The 21,712-nt window shown below is 61.1% G+C and carries 19 protein-coding genes, 1 tRNA gene, 1 pseudogene and 1 other annotated feature; of the genes and pseudogenes, 6 read left to right on the top strand and 15 right to left on the bottom strand.

Annotated features, from left to right (window positions below):
- Window positions 1–173: 173 nt before the first annotated feature.
- The 7 genes from AVKW3434_RS16630 to AVKW3434_RS16660 all read right to left on the bottom strand — a co-directional run bounded on the left by AVKW3434_RS16630 (window position 174) and on the right by AVKW3434_RS16660 (window position 6,135).
- Window positions 174–1,508 carry an AAA family ATPase gene (locus AVKW3434_RS16630; protein ID WP_284406723.1) on the bottom strand — a complete coding sequence of 445 codons (1,335 nt, stop codon included), beginning with the start codon at window positions 1,506–1,508 and terminating at the stop codon, window positions 174–176.
- Window positions 1,505–2,032: a hypothetical protein gene (locus AVKW3434_RS16635; RefSeq protein WP_284406724.1), complete on the bottom strand. Its 528-nt coding sequence runs from the start codon at window positions 2,030–2,032 to the stop codon at window positions 1,505–1,507. Before AVKW3434_RS16635 ends, AVKW3434_RS16630 begins: the two co-directional genes overlap by 4 nt.
- A 35-nt stretch (window positions 2,033–2,067) precedes the next feature.
- Entirely contained in the window at window positions 2,068–2,277 is a 210-nt protein-coding gene (locus AVKW3434_RS16640) for a hypothetical protein (RefSeq protein ID WP_284406725.1), read from the bottom strand.
- A gap of 112 nt (window positions 2,278–2,389) precedes the next feature.
- The gene (locus AVKW3434_RS16645; RefSeq protein WP_284406726.1) at window positions 2,390–3,052 is read right to left on the bottom strand and encodes a PIN domain-containing protein; all 663 of its coding nucleotides are present in this window, start codon (window positions 3,050–3,052) and stop codon (window positions 2,390–2,392) included.
- On the bottom strand, window positions 3,027–4,196 hold the full coding sequence (locus tag AVKW3434_RS16650; protein ID WP_284406727.1) for an XRE family transcriptional regulator: 1,170 nt from the start codon (window positions 4,194–4,196) through the stop codon (window positions 3,027–3,029). Before AVKW3434_RS16650 ends, AVKW3434_RS16645 begins: the two co-directional genes overlap by 26 nt.
- A complete protein-coding gene (locus AVKW3434_RS16655; RefSeq protein WP_284406728.1) occupies window positions 4,196–5,560 on the bottom strand; it encodes a 7-cyano-7-deazaguanine synthase in 1,365 nt (454 codons plus the stop codon). Before AVKW3434_RS16655 ends, AVKW3434_RS16650 begins: the two co-directional genes overlap by 1 nt.
- Entirely contained in the window at window positions 5,557–6,135 is a 579-nt protein-coding gene (locus tag AVKW3434_RS16660) for a hypothetical protein (protein WP_284406729.1), read from the bottom strand. The genes AVKW3434_RS16655 and AVKW3434_RS16660 overlap by 4 nt, the downstream gene beginning before the upstream one ends.
- A 189-nt stretch (window positions 6,136–6,324) precedes the next feature.
- Here AVKW3434_RS16660 and AVKW3434_RS16665 point away from each other — a divergent pair.
- Window positions 6,325–7,545 (top strand): annotated as a pseudogene (locus AVKW3434_RS16665) (IS3 family transposase).
- Window positions 6,603–6,719, top strand: a sequence feature (AL1L pseudoknot). It overlaps the preceding pseudogene by 117 nt.
- 63 nt (window positions 7,546–7,608) lie before the next feature.
- Here the strand turns inward: AVKW3434_RS16665 and AVKW3434_RS16670 are convergent.
- Both AVKW3434_RS16670 and tmk read right to left on the bottom strand, forming a co-directional pair.
- Window positions 7,609–10,278: a hypothetical protein gene (locus AVKW3434_RS16670; protein ID WP_284406730.1), complete on the bottom strand. Its 2,670-nt coding sequence runs from the start codon at window positions 10,276–10,278 to the stop codon at window positions 7,609–7,611.
- 92 nt (window positions 10,279–10,370) lie between these two features.
- Window positions 10,371–10,982, bottom strand: coding sequence for a dTMP kinase (gene tmk, locus AVKW3434_RS24245; RefSeq protein ID WP_284413682.1), 612 nt, complete (start codon window positions 10,980–10,982; stop codon window positions 10,371–10,373).
- Here tmk and AVKW3434_RS16675 point away from each other — a divergent pair.
- Window positions 10,911–11,651, top strand: a complete 741-nt coding sequence (locus tag AVKW3434_RS16675; protein ID WP_284406731.1) for a radical SAM protein — start codon at window positions 10,911–10,913, stop codon at window positions 11,649–11,651. The two genes, tmk and AVKW3434_RS16675, sit on opposite strands and share 72 nt — an antisense overlap.
- On the top strand, window positions 11,585–12,388 hold the full coding sequence (locus AVKW3434_RS16680; RefSeq protein ID WP_284406732.1) for a radical SAM protein: 804 nt from the start codon (window positions 11,585–11,587) through the stop codon (window positions 12,386–12,388). Before AVKW3434_RS16675 ends, AVKW3434_RS16680 begins: the two co-directional genes overlap by 67 nt.
- 420 nt (window positions 12,389–12,808) lie before the next feature.
- On the opposite strand, the gene AVKW3434_RS16685 is transcribed toward AVKW3434_RS16680, so the two are convergent.
- The 3 genes from AVKW3434_RS16685 to AVKW3434_RS16695 form a co-directional block, all read right to left on the bottom strand.
- Window positions 12,809–12,885: transfer RNA gene (locus AVKW3434_RS16685), tRNA-Val, on the bottom strand.
- Window positions 12,886–12,954: 69 nt separating this feature from the next.
- A complete protein-coding gene (locus tag AVKW3434_RS16690; protein WP_502869110.1) occupies window positions 12,955–15,204 on the bottom strand; it encodes a RelA/SpoT family protein in 2,250 nt (749 codons plus the stop codon).
- A 5-nt stretch (window positions 15,205–15,209) separates the two neighbouring features.
- On the bottom strand, window positions 15,210–16,163 hold the full coding sequence (locus tag AVKW3434_RS16695; protein ID WP_284406733.1) for an alpha/beta fold hydrolase: 954 nt from the start codon (window positions 16,161–16,163) through the stop codon (window positions 15,210–15,212).
- A 68-nt stretch (window positions 16,164–16,231) separates the two neighbouring features.
- Between AVKW3434_RS16695 and AVKW3434_RS16700 the strand changes: the two genes are divergently transcribed.
- Complete coding sequence (locus AVKW3434_RS16700) at window positions 16,232–17,014, top strand: 3-hydroxybutyrate dehydrogenase (protein ID WP_284406734.1); 783 nt, start codon at window positions 16,232–16,234, stop codon at window positions 17,012–17,014.
- Window positions 17,015–17,108: 94 nt separating this feature from the next.
- Here the strand turns inward: AVKW3434_RS16700 and AVKW3434_RS16705 are convergent, their stop codons facing one another.
- Entirely contained in the window at window positions 17,109–17,825 is a 717-nt protein-coding gene (locus AVKW3434_RS16705; protein WP_284406735.1) for an SIMPL domain-containing protein, read from the bottom strand.
- 217 nt (window positions 17,826–18,042) lie between these two features.
- On the opposite strand from AVKW3434_RS16705, the gene ompR reads away from it, so the two are divergent.
- Window positions 18,043–18,774, top strand: a complete 732-nt coding sequence (ompR, locus tag AVKW3434_RS16710) for an osmolarity response regulator transcription factor OmpR (protein ID WP_272564091.1) — start codon at window positions 18,043–18,045, stop codon at window positions 18,772–18,774.
- Between the two features lie 76 nt (window positions 18,775–18,850).
- A complete protein-coding gene (locus tag AVKW3434_RS16715) occupies window positions 18,851–20,350 on the top strand; it encodes a sensor histidine kinase family protein (protein WP_272564092.1) in 1,500 nt (499 codons plus the stop codon).
- On the opposite strand, the gene ispF is transcribed toward AVKW3434_RS16715, so the two are convergent.
- On the bottom strand, window positions 20,331–20,822 hold the full coding sequence (gene ispF, locus AVKW3434_RS16720; protein ID WP_284406736.1) for a 2-C-methyl-D-erythritol 2,4-cyclodiphosphate synthase: 492 nt from the start codon (window positions 20,820–20,822) through the stop codon (window positions 20,331–20,333). The two genes, AVKW3434_RS16715 and ispF, sit on opposite strands and share 20 nt — an antisense overlap.
- A 30-nt stretch (window positions 20,823–20,852) precedes the next feature.
- A complete protein-coding gene (locus AVKW3434_RS16725; protein WP_284406737.1) occupies window positions 20,853–21,701 on the bottom strand; it encodes an IspD/TarI family cytidylyltransferase in 849 nt (282 codons plus the stop codon).
- Between the last annotated feature and the right edge of the window lie 11 nt (window positions 21,702–21,712).

The following is a 21,712-nucleotide window of genomic DNA, read 5'->3' on the forward strand; positions in this document are numbered from 1 at the left end:
TACCTGATCCACCACCGCCAGCTTAAAGGCCAGTGTGTAGTCCTTCTGCGTTCTCTTAACCCATTGATCCACTTGACTTTCCTTTCTGATGAACAGAAAGGTGTCAACCTCATTCAGGACGGGTCATTTCCACCGAATCAGTTCTTCTGGCTGCCCCCCTTTATTGATGAACCTCATGCTTCATCATCCTCTAACCATTGCAGGCTCTTGATGGCTGCTTGCAGCTCCAGCACCTGTGGAATATCGCAGACGCTTTCAGGCAGCCCCGCCAGCACTTTTTCTGCACCTGCTATATCGTCCTCATCCAGTAAGGTGCGAATAGTGCTGAGCTGGGAAGCTACCGCCACATTGCTGGCATTCGCATCCATCAACTCTTCCAGCACATCCCCGCTGCTCAGCCCCAAGGAGCGTTCCGCATGCCCGACAAACGCGCCATCGCGCAGCAAAAGCACGGACTCGGGAGCAAGCTCACCCACCACCTGTGGCGAGTGCGTTGTGATGATGAACTGGCAATGTGGGAAAGTGCGCTCCAAAGATGCCACCACCGAGCGCTGCCATTTGGGATGCAGATGCAGGTCGATCTCATCAATCAACACCACGCCCTCACCGTGCAAGGGGTTTTCTCGGTCGGTATTGAGCAAGCTCAATCGCCGCGCTAAATCACCCACCAGAGCCAAAAGGCACTTTTCCCCGTCCGACAGTTGCAGCACATTCAGCTCTGTCTTGTTCTTTTTTACAGTCATGCGCAATGATGGTTTGCGCCGAATCCTCAAAGCGGTGAACTGCGTGAAGCTCTCCACCGCCGCCCTCACCGCCTGCAAATCACGGTCTATATAACCGGGTTCATCGCGAATGCGCTCATTTTCCGCATCTTCACGGTCACGAAACCAAGCAAAGAATCCCCGAAAGTCGGTGCCACCATGACCCAAGGCGTCGTGGTAGGCCTCGCGCGGGGTGTTCTTGAGCTTTTCCTTGACCCGCAATGGGACATCCAGCACAGCCCGGTGCACGTCGTAATACACGGCCAAAGGCAAATGTGTGGGCTGGTGATTGGCTTCGGCATAAAGCATCCGACCATTGAACAGACTGGTATGCGAATTCAGTTGATCAAGGTCGCTGCTACGCTCCTCTGGGTGCTTTCCAGCTTTTCTATTGCGCGCTATGGCCCAGGTGGTTAGCGCATGGACACGCGACTCGACGGAACCATCGATACCAACTTCAGCCGCGGAAAGCTGACTGGTGGATGTATGAACATCTAGGTCAGCCGTGACTTGAATTCGTGCATAAGCAGCATCGCTTTTGATGTCGTCGGGCGAGATATCCCGAGCCTTGGCGGCTTGACCCGCAATACGCTCCGTCATGTTAGACAGGGCGATAGCCAGCGCATCGAGCACCGCAGATTTCCCCACACCGTTGATGCCCAAAATGGCCGAGGTTCTGGTAGTGAACGGCAGCTCCATACTCGCGATACCGCGAAAGTTCACCAGCTGAATTTCTTTGAGCATCATGGTTTGCTTCCTTTTGCTGCTATTTTCTCCGTCAATGTCAAATGGTGGTCATTGATTCGATCCCCCTCAAACACCTTGAACCACGGCGCGCTTTCCACGTCCTTGCCTCGATCTTTGTCCCAGGTGATGTTGAGCTTGGGCTTCTTGTTGTGGCGCAGAACCTCAGCGGTCATGAAGGGGCGGATGTTCAGGCGCACGCCGTCATTGAGGTCCGGATTCCAGCCGATGAACTGCGCAAACACCAGGGCCATCCAGTCCTCAGGCTTGGCCGCCACCTTCAAGCCGCAGCAGGCCACCTGCGGAGCAGGCATGTCGGCGCGCACACCCAGCGCCTCGCCGTGCTCAACGTCGAACTGTCCATACAGACGGATGGCAGATGACTTGGCCGCACGCTTGATGCGGTCTGCCAGATCACTGTCGTCAAGGGCCTCTTGCCCTCTCGCCTGGAACACTCGAACACCCGCTATAAGTTGGTCCAACAAGTCGGCCAGCTCTTTTTCAGCGGTGCGTTGGCGGCTTTCCATGGAGCGCTGAGCATCACGGCCTCGGCTCTTCACCGTCACGCAGCGCTTCCCCGCAGGTTGGTGTTAGACAAAGTGTCATCCGGCACACCGTCCAGCGGATAGCCCTGCGCACGGCAGTACGCCACCACCATCACTTCAACCATGTTGGCAAGGCTCCGCATCTCGCGTTCAGCGGCGGACTGCAGAGCTGTCTTGATGTGCGGCTCCACGCGAACACTAACTACCTGAGATTTGGAAATGGCCATTGAGCTGCTCCTGCAAGCATAACGCTCGCAATACGCTAGCTTAACGCATCTTGGTGCCAGCAGCCTCCGCTCCATTGAATGCAAGATCACCTAGGCTAGAGGCTACTTAAATTCATGCCGGAGGCGCGAAAACACCCGAAGGAGTAAGGCAGCGGCCGCTCGCAGGTAAATTCTTTACGAGACGCCTCAAACTTGGGCACAACGCCAAGTTTTCCACACCAATTTGTTCGACCACCCACTCAAACTGGGGCAGGCCCACCTGCATTCTTGCCAAGCGGAGGGCATCGAGAACAGCCATGGAAAGCCTTTCTTGTCCCAAAGCGTGCATCACAGAGGAATGAGCAAGGATGTCCACAGTGGTTGCCATTCTGAGCGAAGCAAAACGCTCAGAAGCAATGCGGGTGGCTTTCCTTTCGTCAATAGCCGCTGTCAGCCCGCTGTGATAAGCAAAAGCCAAGGTTGCAGCCTCACCGTCACCCAGTGACTCCGACGCTGAGCCAGATACGATGTCAATGAAACTTTCGAGCGCCAGTTCGTCTAAGACAGCGACCTCGAGAGGCCCTCCCTCGATGAGATCGAAAAGCTGCTTCGACTCTGGACGACCACTCCCAGCACCACCATTAATTTCGCCAACGACGTTTTCAGTAACGTATGAGCGCCCAGGCAAGGATTGCAGAATCATGCCTGCATGTCCTGTCGCCAGCAGGTTGATGACCACGCTGGCATCGAGAACAAGGGGGTTGGATTGCTCAACTAGGCAGCTTGAAAAGGTCATCAACCTCATCCTCTTCAGCTTCGTCCAGCAGCTCCCGGACCATTTCACGATTAAGTTTAAGCAAGTCCGATATCTGCCCTTCGCTGATCAGCGCCTTCTTCCAAGCCTCAATTGCCATTAAATACAGCCTCGACGATTGAGGAGACTGTGCAACAAACTGCTCTTCCGCAACATTTCCAAGCACTTGGCGGACTTGATCATCGGTAATGCCACCGTTGTCAACGAACCAATCCCAGGTCCCCCTCTTCGTTAATGCTAAGTCTTCCAGCCTCATCACCATGGCTTGGCGCGATACACCGAAAAAGTTAGCCAGCAAAATGATATGACGGCGCGTGAGGTGGGTGGACCCGATGGTCACCTCCTTAAACTTCTCCATGACTGCTCTCGTTGGCGTCAAAAATGCCCGGGCAAATGCATTGGCATATCGCTCGTCGCGAGAGTTTTCATAAATAGAATCTTGGTAAATTTCAGGCTTGCGGCGAGTCGCAATGAAATGCCCCAACTCATGGCTTCCCGTTTGAGCTCGCCGATCTTTTCGATGCCCCGCATTGATGAGCATGCAAGCTCCCACCGCATCGTCGTAGGCAAATAGACCTGAAACCTTGGCGTCGAGTTTTCGCGTGTAAACACGAATGCCGAGCTGCAGCTCAAGGATGGCGTAAAGATCGTGGATCGGCCCCTCCCCCAGCCCCAGCCAGTTACGCAGACTTAGAGCATCCTGCTCTGCTTGCTGACGTACATCTCCCGGAAGAATGTTCTTTTCCGATGGGTAGTTGTAGGTCTTTTTAATGCCAAGAATGTTCTCTAACTCGACTTCGGCCTTGACCAAATCATTGAGCAATTTTGCAGCTTGGTCGACTCCCGCGTCACCGGTTTCTGCGAACGCTCGAAAGCGTGGCACAAGGTCCACGTGAACGGACTCGCGACGTAATATAGAGTTGACTGACACTCCGTAAGACCGGCATAAATCTTGTAATTCCTTCAGCTTCGCTACACGCTGGCCTTTTTCAATAGCGACCAACGTCGTTCGCGAAATGCCGACAGCCTTAGCTGCCAGGTCTTGAGTAAGGTTTGCAGTTTCACGCGCACCTCTAAGTCTTTCGCCGAGCTCAAGTTGGCTCAGTTCATAGTTGTCTTTAGTCATCATAATTCATCTATCCATTGCCTCACGAATGACCTCGGTCCCAGGTCCTTCGTGAATGCCGCCCATTCCTTGGCGTGTTGCTGCAGCAGCCTATCCAACTTCTGTGAAACATCCTGAGGACCTTGCCCTAGGGAACGAGCTAATTCGTAAGTCTTCAAGCGTTTGATTAGTTCGTACTGAGAAGAAGTCGGGAGCAACGCCAAATGTTCAAAATGGAGAATCCCAGCGATTGAGTATTCATACAAGGCCTTCGTAAACTGAGAGAACTTTTCGGATGCACCTTCCTTCCATTTTTCAGCGCTCAAGGATTCCCATACATAGACTTCCGGAGGCTCAATCAGACCTGCAGCATGCACGCTGAGCCGACGGAGTATGCACGCAGCACAGACTCCACACTGCCTTCTCGATTGCCCAACGGATACCTGTCTTGAGTTCTGCCAACAAGACCGGGTCTTTTGCCATTTAGCCCCCGCCTCGCAGACCTCAACGTACTCTCGCAGGGTTTCCCCTTTGGTGGACCACAGACGAGGGAACTGAAATTTAATTGAGTAATTTAATATCGTTGAAAAAAAACGTTCCATTTTTGAAGTGAAGGCAGGGTGATTTCGATAATCTTCATACCCATGCCCCACAGGCAAAAATACCGGTGCCAAAGCGCCCTGTCCACTTTCCGGAACGATGGCTGCCGGAGCTTCAATCAAATACGCAGCAACAGCAGACACCACGCTGAACTTGAACCCACGACTACGTGCACTGGACTCGCCGTTCCTCTTATTTAGCTTTACGTCATAAGGAACCGCCCTAAAAGGCCTCTCTTTTCGATCTGCCCTCGAAATATCATGCTGTTTGTTGCCCACACGCACTCGGACGAGGCGCATTCCTAGCCTTTTACCCTCCAACGCTGCAACAGCTTGTGAGTCCATGCCATCGCTGTACGCAATCACGGCCTCCGCATCTGCAGGGAAGGTCATTCGCTCTTGAGCGGGACGTGGCGCGGGAGTCTTTCGTGGACGAAACTCAAAGTGCCAGTCATCGCCGGTCAAAAGATTCAGCGCTTCGGTCAACGCCCTAACAACTGAAGCCTCCTTCCACTGATACGGCTCATGAACAGGAATATGCAACTTGAATCGTCGCCCCCAATTCATTGAACTCCGCAGAAGAGTACGGTCGCAAAACTCCACCGCGGCAGCCAGAAGCAACAAGTCGTAGACCAAGGGTTGCCACCGGCGAGACGAAAAAGACTCAAGAGCCCCTATGTCAAAGGTAATGTTTTTATTGATCCGGCAAGGCTCTGCGCCTTTTCGACAGCGCCCGTTCGGCTCAACAACATCAACAACAAGCTCTCTTAACGCCAACGTGTTCATGAGAACGCCACTCCATCATCAAGGCCGCTCTTGCTCTTCCGTTTATGAGATCGAGTGATCGCTGAACGGGCATCTATAAGCAGAGACCCAAGTTTGCTTTCGGAGAAGCCAACCACGGCGCTTTTGATCCGGCCGGCCACGTTATTTGCCCTTCGCACCGTCGACTGACGAAGATAGTGCTCTTCAACAGCTTTTGCGTTAGCAAGCCCTCGCATCTTGGCAGCAAGGCCAATAGCGTCATAAAACGCCTGAAGTTCAAGCCGGCCCTCTGCCACGAGTACCTCGCTGCAGGACACTGCGTTTTGGCCAAATACGGATCCCCCAGCCAAAGCGCGAGCATCGTTGAGTTGCTGCAACGCGATTTCCGGGGAGCCCAAGGAATTGTCACTGCAGCTGAAGATGGACTTCAGCATGTTGATGAGCTTCCAAGAGACCTCGTTGATGAAGTCGCTCGCCAGGGCTGTTGCGGCCGCTTGAGCCACTTCAACATTGGCATAGGCCTGGTTATCGCCGACCTCCGCCAGCTTCTTCCACTGCTTCCTCAAGTCCAAACTTCTATGCGGTCCGTCACTCATTGGTCGCCTCCTTTTGTCAAATTTTACCAAATAAATTATGACAATGTCAAATCAACCAACGCAAGATATTTTGGTAAGACGCGACTACCCTGAGAAGACCTACACCAGCTGCCAGGAACGGAACTACCGGCTGGCGCTTTGAATCGCCCCGGGCCTCGCGGAGGCTCAACGCTCTGAGAGGATTGAGCCATGAAGAAGACGAACAAGTTCTCGCCTGAGGTGCGTGAGCGCGCAGTGAGGATGGTGCAAGAACAGCGGGGTCAATATCCATCGCTGTGGGCAGCCATCGAGTCCATCGCCCCCAAGATTGGGTGCGTGCCGCAGACCTTGAACGAATGGGTCAAGCGTGCCGAAGTGGATGCAGGCACGCGAGAAGGTGTCACCACAGCTGAAGCCCAACGGCTCAAAGAACTGGAGCGCGAGGTCAAAGAGCTGCGCCGGGCCAACGAGATACTGAAGCTGGCCAGCGCGTTTTTCGCCCAGGCGGAGCTCGACCGCCGACTGAAGTCGTGAAGGCGTTCATCGACCGGCATCGCAATGCCTTCGGGGTCGAGCCGCTCTGCAAGGTGTTGCAGGTTGCCCCGTCGGCTTATCGAAGACATGTAGCGCTGCTGCGCGAGCCCCATAAGCGCTGTGCCCGGGTTCTTCGAGACGATGCCCTGGCGCCCGAGATTCAACGCGTCTGGCAGGCCAACATGCAGGTCTATGGTGCCGACAAAGTGTGGCGGCAACTGGAACGCGAAGGCGTGACGGTGGCCCGCTGTACGGTCGAGCGTTTGATGCGCAGGATGGGACTGCGCGGCGTGATGCGGGGCAAGGTCGTACGCACAACCGTCGGGGAAGCCAAGGCGCCTTGTCCGCTGGACCGGGTAAACCGGCAGTTCCGGGCCGAACGGCCGAACCAGTGTGGGTCTCTGACTTCACGTACGTCTCTACCTGGCAGGGCTGGCTGTACGTGGCCTTCGTCATTGACGTGTTCGCGCGTCGAATCGTGGGCTGGCGGGTGAGCAGCTCGATGCGAACGGACTTCGTGCTTGATGCATTGGAGCAGGCCCTGTATGCCCGGCAGCCCGAACGTGATGGGAGCCTGATATGCCACAGCGACAGGGGCTCTCAGTACGTCAGCATTCGGTACTCGGAAAGGCTGGCTGAAGCCGGCATCGAGACGTCCGTGGGCAGCAAGGGCGACAGTTACGACAACGCCTTGGCCGAGACCATCAACGGCCTCTACAAGGCCGAGTTAATCCATCGCCGTGCACCGTGGAAGCCGTGGAGTTTGCGACGCTCGAATGGGTGTCCTGGTTCAATCACCATCGCCTGCTCGAACCCATTGGGTACATCCCGCCTGCAGAGGCTGAGGCAAACTACTATCGGCAACTTGCCAATCAGGCCACTGCTGTGGTGACCTGACTTAAACCAAACAGCCTCCGCGAAACCCGGGGCGATTCAGTCATGACATCCCCCAAGCTGTACCTACCCGTCGAGTTCAGAGATTTGCTTGAGAAGACCAGGGTGCTTAGTAAAACTCAAAGCTTCGGCAATATCGGCGGAAGCGTCTAGTTGCAGCGCACGCTTGACCTTGATCCGCTGCAGAAGAAAGCTGCTGCGGTACCTCTCGTTCGCGCCAACCGCAGCGGTTACGGACTCGTCGATCAGCGCTAGTGCTTCCGGAAGCTTGCCCAACGCAAGTTTGACCTGCGACAAATTATGGGCCAGCCAAGGGCGCCCCGGATCGTCGCTGATGGTCTCGAGAATAGCCTCTGCATCGATGAATCGATCCAGCCTGTAGAGCGTCTCACCCCATTTGCGCCGTTGGTAGGCGTTGGGAGACTGGAGAGTCTCAAACGCTTGCAGCGCCTGGCTCAAGTACGTCTCGTTCTCGCTCGCTTGCGCTGCGATCATCATGATTTCGGCGTAAGCGCCTCGGCTCTGATCATCGTCCAGCATCAAGGGGGTAGGCTCAGGCAGGCGCGCCAGCACCCCCTCGACTCGCTCAGGGGCATGCCAGATGAGCGCTCGCACAAAGTTCGCCAGCGAGTGATAGCCCTGCGGAACACCAATCCCGGCGCTGTACAGCGCCTCGCCAAGAAACATCTCCTCGTGTTGGTCGAGAAGCTCTCCCGCCCATGTCTTGCGAGCTAGGTTGAGTGTGTCTCCAAGTGCCAGGAGCAGAGATGGCGAGACGCCTGCGTCCTCTAGCTTTGCGGCAATGATGTCTGTGGCGTATTGCTTTGCCGCCGCATAGCCCTCGGGCCTGAGGCCGAGGGACCTCACCAGCTGGAGCTTGGCATCGTTCAGGGGATAACTGGCGACCACCTCCTGGAATAGCTCCTCGGCTTCGGAATCCCTCCCGAGAGTGCGCAACACTTTAGCCTGGTGGTGCTTGATCTCAGCCACTTGGCGAGCATTTTGGTCTGCCATGCCAGCGAGCGCTCCGTAGGCTTGCATCACTGAATTGAGCCAGCTGGTGACCGCAACTTCTCCCATGGTGTGCTTAAGAAAGCGCGCCTTAGCTTCGATCGTCTCCAGCACGACCAGGATCGCCACTTCGTTTTCGCGAGCGCTGAGAGCGCTCAGTCGCTTGGCTTCCTGAATCGGATCGGGAAGCAACTGGACAGGGATTGCACCGCCGCTCCACGTCATCGCCAAGGCATAAAGGTAGGCCGGACGTCGGTCACCGTTCTCGACGTTTCTTCGGATCTTGGCTCGCAGTTGCGAGGCGATCAGCTGCAGGCCATGCCCGTCATCCCGGATCTGTTTGACGATGAACGCTTCCAGGTGACCGTCGATTGCCCTGGATCGCTGTGTCGTTAGCCAGTCCAGGGACTTGAGCGCTGTGAAGACGATGTCGTGAATTCGAATCGATGCCTTACCTTCGGGCGCCGTGAGGCCATGGCGCTCGAACGCCCTCATACGAAGGGAACCGATGACGTGTTCAAAAAAGGCTCGATCTAAGTTACTTTGGTCCGCCCATTGAAAGAGGCTCAGCTCCTCCTCAAGCGCCGGCCTGAGCCTTCCTAGGATGCTGTCGGCAAGCCGCGCTCCGTGCAGTTGAAACTTGGCTACGTGCGCGCACTCATTCGCAAGCTCGTTCCAAGACGATCCTTCCCGTGCCGCGGCGTTCAGCATCGTCAGGGTAAGTGGGTGACCTCCGACTGTTCGCCAAATCGTGCGGAAGGCTTTGTCGGATAGCTGGCTCGCCACGTCGTGGGTGAGCAAGGTGCGGGCCTGATTCTCGTCCATCAGCGGCATGGCGAACGCTCCTGGGGATGAGTGCTGCCGCGTGATCACGACCCGCGAGTCGGGGCCGCACAAGTTCGCCAGCCCGCATGGGTCAAGCCGGGCGTTTGCGTCATCGAGGACCAACATCGTGCGCTCTCGCCGCAGCAAGGCACTCACGTTTCGTTCGGCACCTCCGCGCCGCAGAGGGACCGCAGAGAGGCGCTCAATGCCGTCGATATCTCTGCCGCTGACCCAGAAACGGTAGTGGAATCGACCTTCTGCGCGCGCCAGGCACGCGGCTGCGGCCTGAGATTTGCCGATGCCGCCGATGCCTGTGATCTCAACGCATTTCTTCGTCTCCAGCAGCCGGTCAAGTTCCATGTCGACCGCTGTGTTTGGCAAATAATTCTCGCTCAATGGTGCTGCGGTCAGAGATGCGGGGTGGTCGTCCCGAATGTCCGACAACACAGGCAGGTGGACCGACAGCTTGTCTATGGCGCCGTCCCGAAGCATGAGCGTATCGACGATGGCCTCAGCGATCGCCCGGCTGTCCATAAGATGCAGGCGCCTACCGGACATCCGCGCTTGCCCGAGCGCTTCGTTGACCATGCCTTCGATTTTCCCCGTTTCAGCACGTTGCGAGCTCAGAAGGTAGACATCTTGTGCTCTCGGCGCGAGATCAAGCGCGTGCTCCAGATCGCCCCAGGGCTTGGCCATCTGCCCCGAAAAATACCCCTTGACGATGGAGGCCTCCACGACCACGCGGCCGTCTTCCGAAACGGCATCAAGCGCACCGCCGACAGGGCTGCCATTGACGGAAGATCCGCGCTGCACCAGCGTGATGTCGTGCAGCTGTTCTATCAGGACGACGGCGAACCTCTCGAATACCGAGCCTGGGGCGAGGACCGCCAGCGATTCCATCAGGCGCGTCACTAAAAGACTACGGGTGTGTTGGTGCACAAAAAGCCTAAACTGATGTCAGCGCCACGCGGCAGCACTCTTCGCAGGCGCAGTCACAGCGACTGCTCAATGATGCGACGTACTGCGGCAGCGACTTGATCGACGGGCTGGTCTGCATTCACGACGCGGCACCGTCGCGGGTCGTTGCGTGCAATCTCAAGCAACGCGCTTCGGATCGCTGAAAAATCCCGGGTTTTTTCCGCGGGGTCATCTTCTTGGTCGCCACGCAGCCTGCGGCGGCTTATAGCCACTTGCGGCGGCAGGTCAAGGATAAGCGTTAGATCTGGGAGTGTGGTTCCTACGACAATGTCGCAGGTGGCTTGAAAGAGTGGACGAAGATTCGTTTCAGACACAGACACCTGGAAAGCGGAGGTGGAGTCCAAGAATCGGTCGGACACGACCCAGGCTCCGGCGGCCAGAGCTGGCCGAATGACATTCTTGACGTGGTCGTAACGAGCAGCGCTGACCAAAAGGAGCTGCTCCGTTGGGTCCAGCGTGCGCTGAGGCCGCGTCAAGATCGCTCGCACCTCCGCACCTAGATGTCCTCCGTCTGGCTCCTTGGTCTGTAGTACGGACCGACCTGAATCACGCAGGTGCTTGACAATCCGCCGAACCTGCTCAGACTTTCCGCTTCCGTCGATGCCTTCAAAACTAATAAACGGCACTGCTTTCCTTCTAAAGCCGCAGTTCGCGGGTCGCTGCTCGAAATGAGGCGATCGAACACAGTGGCGTTCGTGTCCGCAGGCATGCTGTCGCCCAAGAAGCGCGATCATATGCTGGCTCGCCGGCAGCTCTACTTGAACTATGGCGCTCTCTCGCTTGCAACGATCCTGAATGATCAGGGATTCAAGACCTTGCTGGTGCACGGCGAGCATCGCGAGCCCAGAGAACTACTCGACGCGCTTGTGCAAGACGGAACGTTGCCGTCCTCACTGCCGGTCATGCTGTCGATCCCGAGCTTCTACGCTCTCGGATGGGCGCAACGGTTTTGCAAGCTTGTCCGCCTCGCGGACCCCTGCGCAAAGATCATCGTTGGCGGGCGCTGGGTTGTCGGTCCGGATCCTGGCTGGCTTCGCAAAAAGCTTCCTGAAGCGGACTTGCTTATTCCAGGGCTGGCTGAGCCTGTCATAACGAGTTTGCTCACCGCCACGCCGATCGTGCGCCGGCTCTCCGCACCGACGCCGCAGTTCGTTCTGAACCATCGACTGGTCTCGGGGTTTGAGCGGTATCAGCCAAGCATTGAGGCGTCGCGAGGGTGTGGCATGGGGTGCAGTTTGACATCCCCCTCGAGAAACTGCTGCCAGCCGAGCAGATCGCGGCCGCCTTGGCGATGATCGCGGGGCAGTACGGAACCAGCGATGTTCGCCCGTACCTGCAATCGTCGATGTTCGCGCCCAATCTGAACTGGAGCACTTGTCTGGTTAGCGCAGTGCGCTCACATGGCCTAGAAATCAAGTGGCGCACAGAGAGCCGTGTCGATGCGCTGACGCCAGAGACTATCGCCTGCCTGGCCGAAGCCGGCATGAAGGTCCTGGACCTAGGGCTCGAGACCGCCTCTCCCACTCAGATCCTGAGCATGCGCAAATCGGCACACCCTGATCGTTACCTGCATCGAGCTTCCAAGCTCCTTAAGGCTTGCGGACAAAACGGAGTGGCTGCCAAAGTCAATGTGTTGCTCTACGCGGGAGAGACGGCCAAGACACTCACCGAGACTCGCTCATTCCTCGATGAACACGACGAGCACATTGCCGGCGTTTCAGTCGGCCCTGTGGTGGCCTACGGCCCTCCCAAGACTGCCAATATCTTGTTGCATGAATGGTCGGGTAGTGGCTGCGTCGCTGTGGACTCGCGCAGCACCGATGAGACGGGCATCACCCATGTTCACTTGAGCCGGGAAATGGATGCAGAATCGGCCGAGCTTGCCAGCCTGGACATGTCGCGGCGCTACATGAACGCAAACGCGTACTACCGCCTTAAGAGCTTTTCCTACTACCCTCGTGACTACACGCGCCATGACTTCGACCGCGACGTCGACGCAAGCGACAAGTCGAGACTGCCCTTCCGCCAATAGCTGAATGAGATCGCAAACACTCTGGTTTTTCAGCCCAAGCGGTGGCATTCTTCTTCCGAGCGAGGATGTGCGGGCGGGCGGTCTTCGTTGAAGTTGGGCGACTTGTACCGAGCGAAGTCGCTCGCGGCGCACGACGGCCGATGTCAGCGACCTCAGACATTCGCGCGGCAAATCTGACCGTCCGCACTCAGCCCGAAGCTGCCGCCTCTAGTTGACGGCTTGTGCGAACAAACCAACGCCACGGCCCGCGCCGCGGGGCACGCCCCCAGCGTGCCTTGTTGCCTCCAATAACTGCTCGTCTCGAAGCGAAAAGGCTTCACCCGCAGTCGATAAAACCCCAATAAAACCCCAACCGACGAAGCAACAAAAGAAAAAGCCTTCTAGACCGTTGATCTAGAAGGCTTTTTACCAATGGTTAGTTGGTAGGCGCGATTGGACTCGAACCAACGACCCCCACCATGTCAAGGTGGTGCTCTAACCAGCTGAGCTACGCGCCTGTTTGTATTCGAGAAGAGAGATTGTAGCAGTAAAAAATACGCGTTCCAGGCAACTTCGCGCGCTTTCTTTCAACGGCGCCGTGCAGAGCGCACGCCTTGCACCGTGGCCACGATGCCGAGCACTTTGTTGAGCCGTCCAGAGTCGGCCACCTCCACCGTGAACGTCATCCAGGCCGTGCCTTTCACGGACTGCGTCTGAACGCCGATCACGTTGGTCTTCTCCCTGGCGAAGACTTCGGAAATGTCGCGCAGCAAGCCTTGCCGGTCTGCAGCCTCGACCGACACGTCCACGGGATAGACCGACGGGCCGGCACCGGCGGACGCCTTGGATTGCCCCCACTCCACTTCAATGACGCGTTCGGCACTGCGTGCCGCCATCTCGCGAAAATTGCTGCAGTCGGCGCGGTGCACGCTCACCCCTTTGCCACGCGTGACGAAGCCCCGGATGTTGTCGGGCGGCGCAGGCTTGCAACACTTGGCCAGTTGCGTCATCAGCGAATCGATGCCCACCACCAGCACCCCGCCCTTGGGCGCGGTCTCGGAGGTGCGCGTCTTCTTGAGAAGCAGGTAATCGTCCGGCTGCAGCACGGGCTCGGGCGGGCGCAGCAGCGTCTCGATGGTGCGCAGCGAGAACTCGTCCTTGCCCACCACTTCGAACAAGGCGTCCGCCGTCTTGAAGCCCAGCTGAACGGCAAGATCGTCGAGCTTGATGGCGGTCTTGCCCTCGCGCTGCAGCAGCTTTTCCACCGCCTCGCGACCCCGCGCCGTGGTCTCATGCGTGGCCTGGGCGTTGAACCACGCGCGCACCTTGGCGCGGGCGCGGTGGCTGGTGAGGTAGCCCAGTTCGGCATTGAGCCAATCGCGCGACGGGCGGCCTTCCTTGACGGTGGTGATTTCGACCGTCTGCCCGTTCTGCAGCGGCGTGTTGAGCGGCACCATGGCACCGTCGACGCGCGCGCCGCGGCAACGGTGGCCGACACTGGTGTGCACCGCATAGGCGAAATCGACCGGGGTGGCACCCTGCGGCAGCTCCACCACGGCCGCGTCCGGCGTGAGCACGTAGATGCGGTCCTCGAACAGCCCCCCGTGCTGCACGGTGCCCGCCATGTCCCGCTCCCAGGCCAGCAACTGGCGCAGCACCGCGATCTTGGCGTCGTATTCGCCGGAGGCCGAAACGCCCGCATAGCCTTTGGTGCCCGCCTCCTTGTAGGCCCAGTGCGCGGCCACGCCATGCTCGGCGTGGTCGTTCATGGCCTGGGTGCGGATCTGGATTTCGATGGCCTTGCCCGTCTCGTCGCGCACGACGGTGTGCAGCGACTGGTAGCCGTTGGGCTTGGGCTTGGCGATGTAGTCGTCGAACTCGGCGTCGATGGGCTTGAAATGCTCGTGCACCCAGGACAGCGCGGCGTAGCAATCTTTCACCGACGGCACCACCACCCGCAGCGCCCGGATGTCGAACACATGCTCGAAGTCGAGCGACTTGCCGCGCATCTTCTTGACGATGCTGTAGATGTGCTTGGGCCGGCCCTGCACGCTGGCGCTGATGCTGCGGGCCCGCAGTTCGGACTCCAGCCGGCCGCGAAGCTGCTCCATGTACACCTCGCGCTCGGCCCGCTTTTCGTCCAGCAGCCGGGCCACCTGCTTGTAGGTCTCCGGTTCCAGGAACCGGAAGGACAGGTCTTCCAACTCCCATTTCATCTGCCAGATGCCGAGCCGGTTGGCCAGCGGCGCGAACACCTGCAGGGCCTCTCGCGCGATGCCGGGCGACACGGCGCGTTTGGTGGCGGCATAGAAGCGCAGGGTTTGCAGGCGCGAGGCCAGCCGCAGCATCACCACGCGCAGGTCCCGGGAGAACGCGAGCAGCATCTTGCGCACGTTCTCGGTCTGCGTGGCGGGGTCGTCCACCGGCTGTCCGGCGATCTGGGCTTCGCGTGCCTGCTGCTGCACGCGCATGAGCTTGGTGGTCTCCACGGCCAGCGCGGCGAAGTTCTGCCCGAAGGCCTTGGCAATGACCTCCTCGGGCTTGTTCAGGTGCGAGCAGGCATGCACCAGATAGCTGGCCGCCTGCATGGCTTCCGACCCGCCGATGCTCTTGAGGATGAAGGCGACGGCTTCGGCATGCGCGAAAGTGTTCTCACCGGTCTCCAGCGTCTCGCTGGACAGCAGCGGTTCCGCAAAGGCCCGGGCCCGCGCCAGCGCACCCGCCTGCTCGGGCAGCGACAGCGCCGTGGCAGCGATGAGCTGCGGCACGGCATCGGACCGGGGCGACGCGCTCCCCGCGCCTCCCTGGCCCTGCGTGGCGGGAGGTGCAGTGGCCAGGCTCTTCACAGCCCACCTCTTCTTTCGCTGGGATCGAAGAGGAACGCCTCGACCGCATCCACCTGCTCGTCCGCCACCAGCGTCGGGGCATGCCCCACCCCGCTCCACTCCACCACCTGCGCGCGGGGCCCGCGTTGCGACATGGCTTGCGCCGTAGAGGGCGAGAGCAGATCCGATTGCGCGCCGCGCAGCAGCAGCGTGCGCGCGCTGATCCGGTCGTACAGCTGCCACAGCTGCGCCTCGCCCGCAACGGCGGCCTCCTGCGTCATCGCGCGAAACGGCTGGGCGATGGCCGGGTCGTAGTGCAGCACGAACCCGCCCTCGGGCGCAGGCCGGAGCATGGCGCGCGACAACGCCAGCCACTGCGCCGGCGTATGGGGGCCGAAACTGGAGGAGATCGTCCACAGGGCATCCGCTGCCTGCTGCTCCGTTTCGAAGTGGGCGGGCCGCCCGAGGTACTGGCCGATGCGCTGGAGCGCACTCCATTCGATCACCGGCCCTACATCATTCAGGACCAGCCGGCGCACAGGCACGGGAAGCGGCAACCCTGGCTGGCCGAGCAGCGCCATGCCGATCAGCCCGCCCATGCTGGTGCCCACCCAGTCCAGCTGCTGGATGGGAGCGCGGCCATGCACGTCGGCCAGCAGTGCCAGCATGTCGGCGGCATAGACCGGCACCTGATAGGCCATGGGATCGGCGAGCCAGTCGCTGCGGCCGCGGCCGGCCACATCGGGGCACAGCACGCGGGCGTGGCGGGACAGACGGCGGGCGAGCACATCGAAATCGCGCCCCTGGCGCGACAGGCCATGCACGCAGACGACCACGTGCGGATGGTCCGGCTGGCCTGTCGCATTCCATTCCCAATACGCCATGCGATGGCTGGCGGCTGCACCGTCCGCCGTGCCCTCCTTGGCAGCGATTCCAGGGCAATTCACGTAATTCAGCGTAGGCTCGGTCATGGGAACGAATTCGTCACGGGGCGCTCGATAATGGTTGCGTTCATCCTAATTCATTCGGAGAGACTCACATGCTTCAAGGCAAAACGGCCCTCGTCACCGGCTCCACGAGCGGCATCGGACTGGGCATCGCCAAGGCGCTCGCGCGCCAGGGCGCCAACGTCGTCCTCAATGGTTTCGGCGATGTGGACGGCCCCCGTGCCGAAGTGCTGGCGGCCGGCGAAAGCCACGGCGCGCAGGTGGCCTACCACGGGGCCGACATGGGCCGCGCAGCGGAGATCGAGGACATGATGAAGTACAGCGCCAGCCAGTTCGGGCGCGTGGACATCCTGGTCAACAACGCAGGCATCCAGCACGTGGCGAACGTCGAGGATTTTCCCGTCGAGAAGTGGGATGCCATCCTGGCGATCAACCTGACCAGCGCCTTCCACACCTCGCGCCTGGCCCTGCCTCCAATGAAAGCGGCCAACTGGGGCCGCATCATCAACATCGCCTCGGTGCACGGGCTGGTGGCTTCGGCCCAGAAGGCGGCCTATGTGGCAGCCAAGCACGGCATCGTGGGCCTGACGAAGGTCACCGCATTGGAAACCGCCACCACCGGCGTGACCTGCAATGCGATCTGTCCCGGCTGGGTGCTCACGCCGCTGGTTCAGAAACAGGTCGATGCCAAGGCGGCCGACCAGGGCCTGTCGAACGAAGACGCCAAGAAGCAGTTGCTGAGCGAAAAGGAACCCTCGCTGCAGTTCACCACGCCCGAAGAACTGGGCGAACTGGCGGTGTTCTTCTGCTCGCCGGCGGCCAACAATGTCCGCGGCGCGGCCTGGAACATGGACGGCGGCTGGGCCGCCCAGTAAGAACGAAAAGCCTTAACCGCCCGATCGCCGGCGCCCCCTGCCCTGGCATCCAGGGCACGAGACGGTCCGGCGCGGGCGTCAGCCCGCCAACCCTTCAGCGCAGTTGCACGGCGCCGGAGACGTTTACCACCACCTGCGCCTTGCCGGCTTCCACCGGTACGGGCGCATCGGCGGACATCGACGACATCTTGGATTCCATGGCCATCATGCGTGGACGGGGGCCGGGGATCATTTCGTTGCTGTTCACCGCCACCTCCCGCAGCGTGTAGCCGCTGAAGCCGAAGCCGCGCGCCAGTTCATTCGCACGGGCCTTGAATTGCTCGATGGCCTTGGTCTGCGCCTCGCCCTCCACCTTCTCGCGGGCCTCGCGCGACAGGTCGAAGGCGATTTGGCTGATCGGCATGGACTGGATCTTACCGGCGGTGGTGGTGATGCGCGAGAAATCGCGGCCCTGCAGGATCAGCTCGGCCCGGCCCTGCCAGCCGTTGATCTTGCCCTCCTTGCCATAGCGCGGGTACATGCCGAACGCGCCGGTGCGCACGTCCATCTGGTCCGGCTGGGCAGAGCGCTTGGCCTCCGCCAGCGCGGAGTCCAGCGCTTGCTTGAGTTGCGTCTGCACCGTGGCTGCGTCGGCGCCTTCCTTGCTGGTGGCCAGCGTGAGCACCAGCAGGTCCTGCTGGACATCCACGGTGCCGGTCGCGGACAGCTGCAGCACGTTCTGCGGCGGCGGCATCACGGCGTTTTGAGAGAAAGCGGCGCAAGTGCACACCAGAAAAGCACCTGCAGCTATTATTTTCATAGCAATTTTCATGATCGGAATCCTTGTGAAGAGAAAGTGGGCGGGTGCATCGGACACCCTTGAAACGCTACGTTAACCGGTCCGGATCAATCGGCGGTAAAGGCCCGATAGCGTCTGTGCGTGGTGGGGCAAAACTTGTAACAGTTGGTCAGGTATCTGGCAAAAAGCCGAACTTCGGGGTTCAAGGTGGTCAGAATCGGCTCTGTTACAAATAGGACTTGGGAAACAAATGGCCTCAACAACCAACCGTACCGACAAGATTCTCGTGGTGGATGACGACGCCCGCATTCGCGATTTGCTGCGGCGCTATCTCACGCAAGAGGGCTTCGAAGTCATGGTTGCGGAAGATGGCAAGGCCCTCAACCGCATTCTGCTGCGCGAAACCGTGGACCTCATCGTGCTGGACCTGATGATGCCCGGCGAGGACGGCCTCTCGATCTGCCGCCGCCTTCGCGCCGCCAACGATCGCACTCCCATCATCATGCTGACCGCCAAGGGCGAGGACGTGGACCGCATCGTGGGCCTGGAAGTGGGCGCCGACGATTACCTGGGCAAGCCGTTCAATCCCCGCGAACTGCTGGCCCGCATCCACGCGGTGCTGCGCCGCAGGCCGCCGCAAGAGGCGCCGGGCGCTCCGTCGGGCGACAACGAGGTCGTCACCTTCGGTCCTTTCACGTTCGACCTGGGCACGCGCGCACTGCAGCGAAGCGGCGAAGAGCTGCCGCTCACCACCGGCGAGTTCGCCATGCTGAAGGCGCTGGTCCGCCACCCAAGGCAGCCGCTGTCGCGGGAAAAGCTGGCCCTGCTGGCGCGCGGCCGCGAGTTCGAGCCGTTCGACCGCAGCCTGGACGTGCAGGTGTCCCGACTGCGCAAGCTGGTCGAAGTGGACGCTGCGGCGCCCCGCTACATCCAGACCGTCTGGGGCGTGGGCTACGTGTTCGTGCCGGACGGCACGAGCTGATCTCCCTTTTGCCGAGGGCCGCGTTTTCTCCGTGGCGCCCTCTGCCCTCCGGCAATTTCCCGATGATTCTCACGACATGAGCGCCAACTACGAAGCAGCGTCGTCCGACGCCACCAGCCCCGCCCCCCTGGAGGCCCCCGTGTACCTGCGGGCGCAGCGCGCACGGGTGGGGCTGAACCTTTTTTGGCGCACGTTCTTCCTGCTCGCGCTGTTGCTGGTGGGCAGCATCCTGGCCTGGCTGCAGACGCTGCGCGCGCTGGAGTTCGAGCCGCGCACGCTGCAGACGGCGCAGCAGATCGCCTCGCTGGTGAACCTGAGCCGCGCGGCGCTGGTGCATGCCGATGCGATCGCGCGCGTCTCGCTGATCAAGACCATGGCCGACCAGGAAGGCGTTCGCATCCTGCCGCGCGAGCCGTCCGACCGCTTCGACCTGCTGGACGCCTCGGCCCTGGGCATGCGCCTGACCGAAGAGCTGACCACCCGCCTGGGGCCGGGCACCATCGTGGCGAGCAACGTCAATGGCGAAAGCGGCCTGTGGGTGGGCTTCACCATCAACGGCGACCCCAACTGGCTGCTGATGGACCGGTCCCGCTTGAGCGCGGCCGGGGGCAAGACGTGGATGATCTGGCTCATCACCGCCGCGGCCCTGTCGCTGGCGGGTGCCGCGGCCATCGCGCGCCTCATCAACCGGCCGCTCAAGCAGCTGTCGTATGCCGCGAACCGCGTGCGCGACGGCGATTTCGCCGCCAGCCAGCTCGACGAAGAAGCCGTGACCAGCGAAATCCGCGAGGTGAACATCGGCTTCAACCGCATGGCGCAAAAGCTCGCCAAGCTGGAGCAGGACCGTGCGGTGATGCTGGCGGGCATTTCGCACGATTTGCGCACACCCCTGGCCCGTCTGCGGCTGGAAACCGAAATGAGCGTGTCGGACAACGTGGCCCGCGAACACATGGTGGCCGACATCGTGCAGCTCGACGCCACCATCGACAAGTTCCTCGACTACGCCCGCCCCGACAACGTGACCCTGAACCCGGTCAACCTGCATGGCGTGGTGTCGTCGTGCGTGTACGCCGTGCAGGACCACCGCGAGCTGCAGATCTCGATGAACGTGCCCGAGGACCTGAACGTGCTGGCCGACGAGGTCGAACTGGCGCGCGTGATCTCCAACCTGCTCGAGAATGCCCGCCGCTACGGCAAGACGCACGACAGCGGCACGGCCACCGTAGACATCGCGGCCAAGGGGCGCGAGAAGTGGGTGCTGATCAAGGTACGCGACCATGGCCCGGGCGTGCCGCCGGAGCAGCTGGCCAATCTGACCAAGCCGTTCTTCCGCGGCAATTCGGCCCGCACGGCGGCTGCCGGCGCGGGCCTGGGGCTGTCCATCGTGGACAAGACCGTGCAGCGCATGGGCGGCATCTTCGCCCTGGCCAACTCGGGATCGGGCGGGCTGGTGGCCCACATCCAATTGCAGCGGGCGACCGACCTGCCCGGCGGCAAGGACCCCAAGCAGCGCCTGCAGCGCCCGCAGATCAAGCGCAACCTGCCCCCGCGCCGCCCTAAGCCGGCGAAGGCTTGACGAACAGCAGCGTCGCGGCCCGGGCCTCCATGGCAAGGCCCTGCCCCACCGGGCCGAGCCGCTCGGCGGTCTTGGCCTTGACGTTGACCTGATCCTCCTGCAGCGACAGCGCCTGCGCGATGCGGGCCCGCATCGCGGGGATGTGGGCGGCCAGGCGCGGCGCCTGCGCGATCACGGTGCTGTCGATGTTGCCGATCTCGTAGCCCTGCGCGCGCACGCGCCGCGCGGCCTCCACCAGCAGCGCCACGGAATCCGCGCCTTTGAATGTGGGGTCGGTGTCCGGGAAGTGGCTGCCGATGTCCCCCAGCGCGGCGGCGCCCAGCAGCGCGTCGGTGATGGCGTGCAGCAGCACGTCGGCATCGGAATGGCCGAGCAGGCCCATGGTGTGCGGCACGTCCACACCGCCGATGACGAGGCGGCGCCCCGGCACCAGCGCATGCACGTCCCAGCCTTCGCCGATTCGGATGTTCATCGTTCGCGTTCCTGCAGGCGCTCCAGGCGCCTAAAAAATGGTCTTGCCCGGCACGGCCGAGGCTTCGCCCCGGGCACCGCCGAAGCGGTCCAGGGTGGCGGCATGCATGCGCTGCGCCAGCACCGCCTCGGCCAGCGCGAAGTCGGCCGGGTAAGTCACCTTGAAGTTCTGTGCGCCGCCCGGCACCAGCCGGGGGTGCAGGCCCATGGCCTCCATGGCGCTCGCCTCGTCGGTGGCCGCCGGGCCCAGGTGCTCCAGCGCCTGCCGCAGCGGCCCGAGGCGGAACATCTGGGGCGTCTGGGCGAGCCATTTGTCGGTGCGGTCCACCGTGGAGGCCACGCGCACGCCGCCCGGGCCGTCGATCGCGGTCTTGAGCGTGTCGGCCAGTTTGTGGGCCAGCAGCCCGCCCACGGCGTCGTCGGCGCAGGCGTCGATCAACGCGTCGATCTGCGCCGTGGTGACCAGGCAGCGCGCCGCATCGTGCACCAGCACCCAATCTTCGGGCAGCGCGCCGCGCTCTTGCAGCACGCGCAGGCCGCCCAGCACCGTCGCCGCGCGCGTGGCGCCCCCGCAGGGGGCCACGAAGAAGGTGGGCTGCGGCTGGCCGTCGAAAAACGCATCGCCCGGGGCCACGGCCACCAGCGTGCCCAGCAGCCGGCCCACGCCGGCGAACGCGGCCAGGGTGTGCAGCACCATGGGATGCCCGGCCACCGGCTGGTACTGCTTGGGCAGCACCGGCACTTGGCCTGGAGCGCTCCGGTCCAGCCCCGAAGGCTGCGCCACCGCACGGGCGCCCACGCCGGCACACGGCACCAGGGCCCAGAAACGCCCCTGGCCGGAGAGCGGTGGCGGCGAAAGGTGCGGGAGCAGATCGGTCATGGGGCGGCCAT

The organism is Acidovorax sp. SUPP3434, assembly GCF_030159015.1.
GTDB lineage: Bacteria > Pseudomonadota > Gammaproteobacteria > Burkholderiales > Burkholderiaceae_C > Paracidovorax.

Excerpts from the sequence above, each read along its gene's own strand:
- AVKW3434_RS16645 (WP_284406726.1), bottom strand. The coding sequence starts at position 3,052 with ATGACCTTTTCAAGCTGCCTAGTTGAGCAATCCAACCCCCTTGTTCTC.
- AVKW3434_RS16725 (WP_284406737.1), bottom strand. The coding sequence starts at position 21,701 with ATGACCGATCTGCTCCCGCACCTTTCGCCGCCACCGCTCTCCGGCCAG.
- AVKW3434_RS16700 (WP_284406734.1), top strand. The coding sequence starts at position 16,232 with ATGCTTCAAGGCAAAACGGCCCTCGTCACCGGCTCCACGAGCGGCATC.
- AVKW3434_RS16640 (WP_284406725.1), bottom strand. The coding sequence starts at position 2,277 with ATGGCCATTTCCAAATCTCAGGTAGTTAGTGTTCGCGTGGAGCCGCAC.
- AVKW3434_RS16670 (WP_284406730.1), bottom strand. The coding sequence starts at position 10,278 with ATGGAATCGCTGGCGGTCCTCGCCCCAGGCTCGGTATTCGAGAGGTTC.
- AVKW3434_RS16655 (WP_284406728.1), bottom strand. The coding sequence starts at position 5,560 with ATGAACACGTTGGCGTTAAGAGAGCTTGTTGTTGATGTTGTTGAGCCG.
- AVKW3434_RS16660 (WP_284406729.1), bottom strand. The coding sequence starts at position 6,135 with ATGAGTGACGGACCGCATAGAAGTTTGGACTTGAGGAAGCAGTGGAAG.
- ispF (WP_284406736.1), bottom strand. The coding sequence starts at position 20,822 with ATGAACATCCGAATCGGCGAAGGCTGGGACGTGCATGCGCTGGTGCCG.
- AVKW3434_RS16630 (WP_284406723.1), bottom strand. The coding sequence starts at position 1,508 with ATGATGCTCAAAGAAATTCAGCTGGTGAACTTTCGCGGTATCGCGAGT.
- AVKW3434_RS16705 (WP_284406735.1), bottom strand. The coding sequence starts at position 17,825 with ATGAAAATTGCTATGAAAATAATAGCTGCAGGTGCTTTTCTGGTGTGC.
- AVKW3434_RS16650 (WP_284406727.1), bottom strand. The coding sequence starts at position 4,196 with ATGACTAAAGACAACTATGAACTGAGCCAACTTGAGCTCGGCGAAAGA.
- AVKW3434_RS16715 (WP_272564092.1), top strand. The coding sequence starts at position 18,851 with ATGAGCGCCAACTACGAAGCAGCGTCGTCCGACGCCACCAGCCCCGCC.
- AVKW3434_RS16635 (WP_284406724.1), bottom strand. The coding sequence starts at position 2,032 with ATGGAAAGCCGCCAACGCACCGCTGAAAAAGAGCTGGCCGACTTGTTG.
- AVKW3434_RS16695 (WP_284406733.1), bottom strand. The coding sequence starts at position 16,163 with ATGACCGAGCCTACGCTGAATTACGTGAATTGCCCTGGAATCGCTGCC.
- ompR (WP_272564091.1), top strand. The coding sequence starts at position 18,043 with ATGGCCTCAACAACCAACCGTACCGACAAGATTCTCGTGGTGGATGAC.